The following is a 10,415-nucleotide window of genomic DNA, read 5'->3' on the forward strand; positions in this document are numbered from 1 at the left end:
CATGAGCGGGTGACGATTCAGAACAGGAAGTAACGCTGTGCCATCGGCAGCACGTCCGCCGGTTCGCACCACAGCAGCACACCATCGGCCTTGACCTGATAGGTCTGCGGATCCACTTCGATTTCCGGTAGGTAATCGTTGTGGATCAGGTCGGTTTTTTGCACGTCGCGACAGCCCTTAACCACCGCGATCTGCTTCTTCAACCCCAGAGCGTCGGGCAATCCGGCGTCCAGCGCGGCCTGGCTGATAAAGGTCAGGCTGGTGGCGTGCAACGAGCTGCCAAAGCTGGCGAACATCGGGCGGTAGTGCACGGGTTGCGGGGTGGGGATTGACGCGTTGGCGTCGCCCATCAGGCTGGAGGCAATTGCGCCGCCCTTGAGAATCAGGGTCGGCTTGATGCCAAAGAACGCCGGCCGCCACAGCACCAGGTCAGCCCATTTCCCCACCTCGATGGAACCGACGATATGGCTGATGCCATGGGTGATCGCCGGGTTGATGGTGTACTTGGCGATGTACCGTTTGGCGCGGAAATTGTCGTTGCCGGCGCCATCGCCCGGCAGCGGGCCGCGCTGTTTTTTCATCTTGTCGGCGGTTTGCCAGGTGCGCGTGATCACTTCGCCCACGCGGCCCATGGCCTGGCTGTCGGAGCTGATCATCGAGAACGCGCCGAGGTCGTGCAGGATGTCTTCGGCGGCGATGGTCTCGCGGCGGATGCGGCTTTCAGCGAAGGCCACGTCTTCGGCAATGCTCGGGTCCAGGTGATGGCAGACCATCAACATGTCCAAGTGCTCATCGATGGTATTGCGCGTGAACGGCCGCGTCGGGTTGGTCGAACTTGGCAGTACGTTGGGGAAGCCGCAGGCCTTGATGATGTCCGGCGCATGGCCGCCACCGGCACCTTCGGTGTGGTAGGTGTGGATGGTGCGACCCTTGAGCGCGGCGAGGGTGGTTTCGACGAAGCCGGACTCGTTGAGGGTGTCGCTGTGGATCGCCACCTGCACGTCGTACTGGTCGGCGACGCTCAGGCAGTTGTCGATGCTGGCGGGCGTGGTGCCCCAATCTTCATGCAGCTTCAAACCGATGGCGCCGGCCTTGACCTGCTCGATCAACGGCTCCGGCAGGCTGGCGTTGCCCTTGCCGGTAAAACCGATGTTCATCGGGAATGAATCACTGGCCTGAAGCATGCGTGCCAGGTGCCACGGGCCCGACGTGCAGGTGGTGGCGTTGGTGCCGGTGGCCGGGCCGGTACCGCCGCCGATCATGGTGGTGACGCCGCTGGTCAGCGCTTCCTCGATCTGTTGCGGGCAAATGAAATGCACGTGGGAGTCAATGCCGCCGGCGGTGAGGATCATGCCTTCACCGGCGATCACTTCGGTGCTGGCGCCGATGGCCATGGTCACGCCGGGCTGGATGTCCGGGTTGCCGGCCTTGCCGATGGCGTGGATACGACCGTTCTTCAGGCCGACATCGGCTTTGACGATGCCCCAGTGATCGATGATCAGCGCGTTGGTGATCAGGGTGTCCACCACTTCATGGGCGAGCAACTGACTCTGGCCCTGGCCGTCGCGGATCACTTTGCCGCCGCCGAATTTGACTTCTTCGCCGTAGACGGTGAAGTCCTGTTCGACTTCGACGAACAGCTCGGTGTCGGCCAGGCGGACCTTGTCACCGACGGTGGGGCCGTACATGTCGGCGTAGGCTTGGCGGCTGATTTTCATGTGTGTGCCCTGAAATATTTGTGTTGAATGTGAAATCGCTATCGGGGGCAAGCCCCCTCCCACCTTTGATGTGTGAACACATTCAAATGTGGGAGGGGGCTTGCCCCCGATGAGGCCCTAAAGATCGCCCATGACCCGCCCGGCAAACCCGAATACCCGCCGTCCGCCGCTCAAATCGACCAACTCGATCTCACGGCTCTGCCCCGGCTCAAACCGTACCGCCGTGCCCGCCGGAATATTCAGGCGCATGCCGCGGCTTGCCGCACGGTCAAACGTCAGCGCGTCATTGGTTTCGAAAAAGTGATAGTGCGAGCCCACCTGGATCGGCCGGTCGCCGCTGTTGGCCACGCTGAGCGTGATGGTGCGACGGCCGACGTTGAGTTCGATCTCGCCGGGCTGGATCTGATATTCGCCAGGAATCATGCAGGTTGCCCCAGGGTCTTGAAGTAGATGGCGGTCGGACTGTAGCGCCCGTCCGGGCTTTGGCAGTAATCGGGCAGTTCGCCGATCTTGGTGTAGCGCAGCGCCTGGTAGAACGCTTCGGCCCCGGAGCCGGCTTCGGTGTCCAGGTACAGCAGGCCGCGCTTGTGCTGGCGCGCGGCAAGTTCCAGGGTGTGCATCAGTTGTTGGCCGAGGCCGTGGCGGCGCGCACTGCTGTGCACCAGCAGCTTTTGCACCTCGGCGCGGTTCAGGCCATTGGCTTTCTGGCACAGCGCCAATTGCACGCTGGCCTGCACCTGTTCGTCGCGCACCACCACCCACAGCAGCAGGCTGGCGTCTTCGATGCTCGACTGAACGCCGCGCAGATACTCGCGAGCCTGGGCTTCATCGAAGTCGGCCATAAAACCCACCGATGCGCCGTGCTTGACCGCGTCCAGCAACAGCTCAATCAGGCCCTCGCGGTAATGGGCAAAACTCTCTGCATTGACTCGACGCAGTTGCGCAGCGCTCATCGATCACTCCTTGGGCGGTTCGGCGCCCGGGTTCAAGGCCAGTTGCATAAAGGTCAGGTCGAGCCAGCGACCAAATTTGATACCCACCTGCGGCATTTGCCCGGTGGTGATAAATCCCAGGCGCTCATGCAGGCGGATCGAAGCCTGGTTGCCGCTTTCGATGGCGGCGACCATCACGTACTTGCCGCCTATGCGCGCGCGTTCGATCAAGGCCGCCATCAACTGCGGGCCAAGGCCTTTGCCACGCTGGTCGTTACGCACATACACCGAGTGCTCGACGCTGTAGCGAAAGCCTTCGAAAGGGCGCCAGTCGCCAAACGAGGCGTAGCCGGTGACTTCATCGTGCTCGACCGATACCAGGATCGGATACGCCTGGGCCTGACGCGCGTTAAACCATGCCAAGCGGTTGGCCAGGTCTACCGGTTGTTCGTTCCAGATCGCCGTGGTGTTGCGTACCGCATCGTTGTAGATGTCGCGGATGGCTGGCAGGTCGCTTTCAATTGCATCACGAATCATGACCGGGCCTCAGGCGATGGGTTGGTGGACGGTGACCAGTTTGGTGCCGTCCGGGAAGGTCGCTTCCACCTGGATATCCGGGATCATTTCCGGGATGCCTTCCATCACCTGTTCACGGCTGAGCAGGGTGGTGCCGTAGTGCATCAAGTCGGCAACGGTGCGGCCATCGCGGGCGCCTTCCATCAAGGCGGCGGAGATATAGGCGATGGTTTCCGGGTAGTTGAGCTTCACACCGCGCGCCAGGCGGCGCTCGGCCACTAAGCCTGCGGTGAAGATCAGCAGTTTGTCTTTTTCCCGTGGGGTCAGGTCCATGGTTCAAGGTCCTTCAAACATCATTCATAAAAACACCGCAGATCCCCTGTGGGAGGGGGCTTGCCCCCGATGGGGAATGCCAGGCAATACATCTGTCACTGACCCACCGCTATCGGGAGCAAGCCCCCTCCCACATGTTGATCTTCATGTGCTCCAGATTCGTGGTGCGACCGCCTCTCGCCCAAACAGAGCGGGACGTAACAATTTCCATAAATCAATCAACCATCCCCGCGCCAGCAGCGCTTCACTGGCCAGGCAGCGGGCGACCAGCAAGCCGGGTAATTGGGTCAGGTCGCCGCGTACTGCATTCGGCAGAGCGCGGCATTGCTCAAGCAATTCAGGGGTGATTTCGCCAGTCACCAACAGGGTGGCAAATACCGGCTGCCCGTCCAGGCCGATGGGCGAGTCGAGCAACCCATCGGCGCCGACAATGCGCTGGCGTTCATGCCAGAGCAACTGGCCGTCGCGGCGGATATCCAGGTGCGATTGAAAGTGCCCCAAGTCGAAGCGCTCGCCACTGGCCGGACGGCCCAGGGCGATCACGTCCCAGTAGAACAATCGGGCATCGCCTTGTAGGTCGATGCGCGTGGTGAGTTCGGCCTGGGCGGCGCTGAATACGATGGTTTCCTGGGGCAGCCATTCCAGGGTGGCGCCGGCTTCGACAGTCAGTTCGAGTTGCTGGAAGGCCGGGCCGCTGGCGCGGTACCACTTGGCCGCGCCAGGGCTGGTCAATTGGGCCCAGGCGCCCTCGGCGACGTGGGCGCTGATGTCCAGGCGATCCCCACCGGCAATCCCGCCGGGCGGGTGCACGATGATGTGCTGGCACACCTCGGGGCCTTCGGCATACAGGTGCTTTTGCACCCGCAGCGGGCCGAGGTGGCGGCGCATCACCGGGCGCGTGGTGTCGCCGAAACGCGCATAGCCGAGTTCCAGCTCGGCGTGCCAGCTGGGGGTGAACAGGGCAGGGGTAACGGGCAGGTTCATGTCTTTATGCTTATCGTTAGGACGCTACAGATTAGATGGTTACGAGACCGCGTACACCCTCGCTTTCCATATTTTCTCCACGGCCCTGCTGCACGATTTCGCCCCGTGACATCACCAGGTACTGGTCGGCCAGTTCAGCGGCGAAGTCGTAGAACTGTTCCACCAACAGAATCGCCATATCGCCCTGCGCTGCAAGCTTTTTGATCACGGCGCCGATCTCTTTGATCACCGACGGTTGGATGCCTTCGGTGGGCTCATCGAGAATCAACAGGCGCGGACGGCTGGCGAGGGCTCTCCCGATAGCAAGCTGTTGCTGCTGGCCGCCGGATAAGTCACCGCCGCGCCGATGCTTCATTTGCAGTAATACCGGGAACAGTTCGTAGATAAACGCCGGCACTTCCTTGGCCTCGGAACCCGGGAAGCGCGACAGGCCCATCAACAAGTTTTCTTCCACTGTCAGCCGCCCGAAAATCTCCCGGCCTTGAGGCACGTAGGCGATACCGGCGTGCACGCGCTGGTGCGGTTTGAAACCGGTGATGGCCTTGCCTTCCCAGTTCACCGCACCCTCTTTGGCGGGCAGCAACCCCATCAAACACTTGAGTAGGGTGGTCTTGCCCACGCCATTACGGCCGAGCAGGCAGGTGACTTCGCCGATCTTCACGTCAAACGAGAGCCCGCGCAGGATGTGGCTACCGCCGTAATACTGGTGCAGCTTGTCGACTTGCAGCATGTTCAAACCCTCCTCAAATCGTGCCGGTGGCTGGCTTTTATGGTGAATCGACTTCTGTGATGAATCGACTTTTATGGTGAGCTGGCTTTTATGGTGAACCGACTTTTGTGGTGAGCGGGCTTTTTGTGGTGAGCGGGCTTGCCCCGCGCTGGGCCGCGAAGCGGCCCCTTTCCCATTCACCGCGTTCTATCAGGTAAAACTCATTGCCTGGTTCTGGGGCCGCTTCGCGACCCAGCGCGGGGCAAGCCCGCTCACCACATAGTCCTGCTCAGCAAATAGTCCTGCTAACCACAAAGTCCTACTCAGCACATAGTCAGTCCTGCGCAACACACATTTTCGCATCCGCCTGAAGCTGTTCAGCGACCGAGATACACCTCGATCACCCGCTCATTTTCCTGCACCTGTTCCAGCGACCCTTCGGCCAGCACGCTGCCCTGGTGCAACACCGTCACATGGTCGGCAATCGAGCCGACAAAGCCCATGTCGTGCTCCACCACCATCAGCGAATGCTTGCCCGCCAGGCGCTTGAACAGTTCGGCAGTAAATTCGGTTTCGGCGTCGGTCATGCCCGCCACCGGTTCGTCCAGCAGCAACAGTTGCGGGTCTTGCATCAGCAGCATGCCGATTTCCAGGAACTGCTTCTGGCCGTGGGACAGCAACCCGGCGGGGCGATGCACCGAGGCAGTGAGGCGGATGGTATCGAGCACTTCATCAATCCGGTCTTTCTGCTCGCCACTCAAGCGTGCACGCAAGCTGGCCCACACCGACTTGTCGGTCTTCTGCGCCAGCTCCAGGTTTTCGAACACGCTCAAGGCTTCGAACACCGTTGGCTTCTGGAACTTGCGGCCGATACCAGCTTGGGCGATTTGCACTTCGCTCATGCTGGTCAGGTCCAGGGTTTCGCCGAACCAGGCATTGCCGTGGCTGGGCCGGGTCTTGCCGGTGATCACGTCCATCATCGTGGTCTTGCCCGCGCCGTTGGGGCCGATGATGCAGCGCAGTTCACCGACGCCGATGTAGAGATTCAAGTCGTTGAGTGCCTTGAAACCGTCGAAGCTGACGCTGATGTCTTCCAGGGTCAGGATGGTGCCATGGCGGGTGTTGAGGCCCTTGCCCGCGGCCTGGCCGATGCCGATGGCATCGCGGCCGCTGCCCGCGTCAAAAATAGGTTCGAGCATGACGTTCCTCATTTCTTCAGCAAGCCGATAACGCCCTTGGGCAGGTACAGGGTGACGATGATGAACAGCGCCCCGAGGAAGAACAGCCAGTATTCCGGAAAGGCCACGGTGAACCAGCTCTTCATGCCATTGACCACACCGGCGCCGAGCAGCGGGCCGATCAAGGTGCCGCGCCCGCCCAAGGCCACCCACACGGCGGCTTCGATGGAGTTGGTCGGCGACATTTCACTCGGGTTGATGATGCCCACTTGTGGCACGTACAAGGCGCCGGCCAAACCGCACAGCACCGCACTCAACACCCACACAAACAGCTTGAAACCACGCGGGTCGTAGCCACAGAACATCAGGCGGTTCTCCGCGTCGCGCAGGGCGGTCAGCACCCGGCCGAACTTGCTCTGGGCCAGGCGCCAGCCGATGTACAGGCTGGCGACCAACAGCAGCACCGTGGCCAGGAACAACGCTGCCCGTGTGCCCGGCTCGGTAATGCCAAAACCCAGGATGCTGCGAAAGTTGGTAAAGCCGTTGTTGCCGCCGAACCCGGTTTCGTTGCGAAAGAACAACAGCATCCCGGCGAAGGTCAGGGCCTGGGTCATGATCGAGAAATACACGCCCTTGATCCGCGAACGGAAAGCGAAGAAACCGAACACCAAAGCGAGCACACCCGGGGCCAATACCACCAGGCACAGCGCCCAGAGGAAGTGATCGGTGCCAGCCCAATACCAGGGCAATTCGGTCCACGACAGGAAGGTCATGAACGCCGGCAGCTCATCGCCGGACGCCTGGCGCATCAGGTACATGCCCATTGCATAACCGCCGAGGGCGAAGAACAAACCGTGACCGAGGGACAGCATCCCGGCGTAACCCCACACCAGATCCAGGGCCAGGGCAACGATGGCGTAGCAGAGGATCTTGCCCACCAGCGTCAGGGTGTAGGCCGAGACATGCAGCGGGTTTTCCGGCGAGAGCAGCGAGCACAGCGGCAAGGCCAGCAGCAGGATCAGGATGATCACACCGGTGGCAATCGTCGCCTTGGGGCCGGCCTTTTGCGCGGCCGTAAGCATCAATGGCTGGTTCATCAGTCGATCACCCGTCCTTTCAGTGCGAAGAGTCCTTGCGGGCGTTTCTGGATAAACAGAATGATCAGCGCGAGGATCAGGATCTTGCCGAGCACGGCGCCGATCTGCGGTTCCAGAATCTTGTTGGCGATACCCAGGCCGAAGGCCGCCGTGACGCTACCGGCCAACTGGCCGACACCGCCCAATACCACCACCAGGAACGAGTCGATGATGTAGCTCTGGCCCAAGTCCGGGCCAACGTTGCCGATCTGGCTCAGCGCGACGCCGCCTAACCCGGCGATGCCCGAGCCCAGGCCAAAGGCGAGCATGTCCACGCGCCCGGTGGGCACGCCGCAGCAGGCGGCCATGTTGCGGTTCTGGGTGACGGCGCGCACGTTGAGGCCCAGGCGCGTCTTGTTGAGCAGCAGCCAAGTGAGGACGACGACAAACAGTGCGAAGGCGATGATCACGATGCGGTTGTAAGGCAGCACCAGGTTGGGCAGCACTTGGATACCGCCGGACAACCATTCAGGGTTGGCCACTTCGACGTTCTGCGCGCCGAACACCAGGCGCACGGCCTGGATCAGCATCAGGCTGATGCCCCAGGTGGCGAGCAGGGTTTCCAATGGCCGGCCGTACAGGTGACGAATCACCGTGCGCTCGAGGGCCATGCCGATCGCGGCGGTGACGAAAAACGCCACCGGCAGCGCGATCAGCGGGTAGAACTCGATGGCCGCAGGCACGTAGCGCTGCATCAGCAGTTGCACCACGTAGGTGGAATAGGCGCCGAGCATCAGCATCTCGCCGTGGGCCATGTTGATCACGCCGAGCAGGCCGAAGGTGATCGCCAGCCCCAGGGCCGCGAGCAGCAGGATCGAGCCCAGGGACATGCCGCTGAAGGCCTGGCCGAGGATTTCGCCAAACATCAATTTGCGTTTGACCTGGGCCAGGCTGGTTTCGGCGGCGGTGTGCACGGCGGCATCGGTTTCGACGCCAGGTGCGAGCAGGGCTTCAAGGCGCGTGCGGGCCAGCGGGTCGCCGGTGCTGCCAAGCAAGCGCACGGCAGCCAGGCGCACGGCCGGGTCGGTGTCGACCAGTTGCAGGTTGGCCAGGGCCAGGCTCAGGGCGGTGTGCACGCCTTCGTCGGTTTCGGCGGCAACTTGCTGGTCGAGGAATTTGAGCTGCGCAGGTTGCGCGGTTTTTTGCAGCGTTTGCGCAGCCGCCAAGCGCACCTTGGGGTCGGCGGCGAGCAGTTGCTGGCTGGCTTGCACGTTATCGATCAAGCCGCGCAGGCGGTTGTTCAGGCGCACGGTTTTGGTTTCGCCATTGACCGTAATCTGACCTTGTTGCAGGGCGTCCACCAACTCGATGCGCGCCGGGTCAGGCTTTGCAGCCCAGTCCTGGAGTAGCTTGGCTTGTTGCGTCGGGTTGGCGGCCTGGAAGTCTTCGGCGTCGCTGGCGTGTGCGGCCAGGGGCAGCAACAGCAGCAGCGTCAGGAAGTAGCGTGTGAGGGCAGTGGGCATAAACAAATGTCCTGATCATGCGTGGACAGTGTGGGAGGGGGCTTGCCCCCGATAGCAGAGTGTCAGGTGATACTTCTGTCACTGACTTACCGCCGTCGGGGGCAAGCCCCCTCCCACATTTAACTTGTGGTACGGCTTTAGTTGCTCTTCACAGCGTGATCCGGTTTTTTGTCATTGCCAGGAATGTACGGGCTCCACGGCTGGGCGCGGATCGGCTCCTGGGTCTGCCACACCACCGAGAACTGCCCGTCCGCCTGGATCTCACCGATCATCACCGGCTTGTGCAGGTGGTGGTTGGTCTTATCCATGGTCAGGGTAAAGCCGGACGGCGCGGCGAAGGTCTGGCCGGCCAGGGCTTCACGTACTTTGTCGACGTCGGTGGACTTGGCTTTCTCTGCTGCCTGGGCCCACATATGGATGCCCACATAGGTGGCTTCCATCGGGTCGTTGGTCACGGCTTTGTCCGCGCCCGGCAGGTTGTGTTTCTTGGCGTAGGCTTTCCAGTCTGCGACGAATTTCTGGTTGACCGGGTTCTCCACCGACTGGAAGTAGTTCCACGCGGCGAGGTTGCCCACCAACGGCTTGGTGTCGATGCCGCGCAGTTCTTCTTCGCCCACGGAGAACGCCACGACCGGTACGTCGGTGGCTTTCAGGCCCTGGTTGGCCAGCTCCTTGTAGAACGGCACGTTGGAGTCGCCATTCACGGTGGAGATCACAGCGGTCTTGCCGCCGGCGGAGAATTTTTTGATGTTGGCAACGATGGTCTGGTAGTCGGCGTGGCCGAACGGGGTGTAGACCTCTTCGATGTCTTTATCCGCTACGCCTTTGGAATGCAGGAACGAGCGCAGGATCTTGTTGGTGGTGCGCGGGTACACGTAGTCGGTGCCCAGCAGGAAGAAGCGCTTGGCGCTGCCGCCTTCTTCGCTCATCAGGTATTCCACCGCCGGGATCGCTTGCTGATTCGGCGCCGCACCGGTGTAGAACACGTTGGGCGACATCTCTTCACCTTCGTATTGCACCGGGTAGAACAGCAGGCCATTGAGTTCTTCGAACACTGGCAACACCGATTTACGCGACACCGACGTCCAGCAACCGAACACCACCGCGACCTTGTCCTGGGTCAGCAACTGGCGGCCTTTTTCAGCGAACAGCGGCCAGTTCGAGGCTGGGTCCACGACCACCGGTTCAAGCATCTTGCCGTTCACCCCACCCTTTGCGTTGATCTCGTCGATGGTCATCAGCGCCATGTCCTTGAGGGACGTTTCCGAGATGGCCATGGTCCCGGACAGCGAATGCAGGATGCCGACCTTAATGGTCTCGGCGGCCTGGATAGTCCAGGTCATGCCCATGGCGGCAATGGATGCCGACAGGGTGAAAGCCTTGATCAAGCTGCGACGCTTCATGGTGCGGTCTCCATAGGTCAATGTTGTTATGGGGGAGCAACTG

Annotated in this window: 11 protein-coding genes; all 11 read right to left on the reverse strand. The window is 61.6% G+C overall.

Going from position 1 to position 10,415, the window contains the following annotated elements; genetic code table 11:
• Nucleotides 1–17 precede the first annotated feature (17 nt).
• Entirely contained in the window at nt 18–1,718 is a 1,701-nt protein-coding gene (ureC, locus tag AOA61_RS15390; RefSeq protein WP_032890570.1) for an urease subunit alpha, read from the reverse strand.
• A gap of 117 nt (nt 1,719–1,835) precedes the next feature.
• Nucleotides 1,836–2,141, reverse strand: coding sequence for an urease subunit beta (locus tag AOA61_RS15395; RefSeq protein ID WP_032890572.1), 306 nt, complete (start codon nt 2,139–2,141; stop codon nt 1,836–1,838).
• Nucleotides 2,138–2,671, reverse strand: a complete 534-nt coding sequence (locus AOA61_RS15400; protein ID WP_032890574.1) for an N-acetyltransferase — start codon at nt 2,669–2,671, stop codon at nt 2,138–2,140. Before AOA61_RS15400 ends, AOA61_RS15395 begins: the two co-directional genes overlap by 4 nt.
• 3 nt (nt 2,672–2,674) lie before the next feature.
• Nucleotides 2,675–3,187, reverse strand: a complete 513-nt coding sequence (locus AOA61_RS15405) for a GNAT family N-acetyltransferase (protein WP_095186046.1) — start codon at nt 3,185–3,187, stop codon at nt 2,675–2,677.
• A 9-nt stretch (nt 3,188–3,196) separates the two neighbouring features.
• Nucleotides 3,197–3,499, reverse strand: a complete 303-nt coding sequence (ureA, locus tag AOA61_RS15410) for an urease subunit gamma (protein WP_003171437.1) — start codon at nt 3,497–3,499, stop codon at nt 3,197–3,199.
• 144 nt (nt 3,500–3,643) lie between these two features.
• Nucleotides 3,644–4,483 (reverse strand): urease accessory protein UreD, encoded by an 840-nt coding sequence (locus AOA61_RS15415; protein WP_032890578.1) that lies wholly within the window; start codon nt 4,481–4,483, stop codon nt 3,644–3,646.
• A 31-nt stretch (nt 4,484–4,514) separates the two neighbouring features.
• Nucleotides 4,515–5,213 carry an urea ABC transporter ATP-binding subunit UrtE gene (gene urtE, locus AOA61_RS15420; protein WP_032890580.1) on the reverse strand — a complete coding sequence of 233 codons (699 nt, stop codon included), beginning with the start codon at nt 5,211–5,213 and terminating at the stop codon, nt 4,515–4,517.
• Between the two features lie 356 nt (nt 5,214–5,569).
• Nucleotides 5,570–6,403 carry an urea ABC transporter ATP-binding protein UrtD gene (urtD, locus tag AOA61_RS15425; RefSeq protein ID WP_095186045.1) on the reverse strand — a complete coding sequence of 278 codons (834 nt, stop codon included), beginning with the start codon at nt 6,401–6,403 and terminating at the stop codon, nt 5,570–5,572.
• Nucleotides 6,400–7,467, reverse strand: coding sequence for an urea ABC transporter permease subunit UrtC (gene urtC, locus AOA61_RS15430; RefSeq protein ID WP_032890586.1), 1,068 nt, complete (start codon nt 7,465–7,467; stop codon nt 6,400–6,402). The genes urtD and urtC overlap by 4 nt, the downstream gene beginning before the upstream one ends.
• A complete protein-coding gene (urtB, locus tag AOA61_RS15435; protein ID WP_099602073.1) occupies nt 7,467–8,969 on the reverse strand; it encodes an urea ABC transporter permease subunit UrtB in 1,503 nt (500 codons plus the stop codon). The genes urtC and urtB overlap by 1 nt, the downstream gene beginning before the upstream one ends.
• A gap of 137 nt (nt 8,970–9,106) precedes the next feature.
• Complete coding sequence (urtA, locus tag AOA61_RS15440) at nt 9,107–10,372, reverse strand: urea ABC transporter substrate-binding protein (protein ID WP_032890589.1); 1,266 nt, start codon at nt 10,370–10,372, stop codon at nt 9,107–9,109.
• Nucleotides 10,373–10,415: the final 43 nt, after the last annotated feature.

Origin of the sequence: Pseudomonas sp. 2995-1, assembly GCF_002742505.1 — a bacterium.
In the GTDB taxonomy this organism is placed as follows: domain Bacteria; phylum Pseudomonadota; class Gammaproteobacteria; order Pseudomonadales; family Pseudomonadaceae; genus Aquipseudomonas; species Aquipseudomonas sivasensis.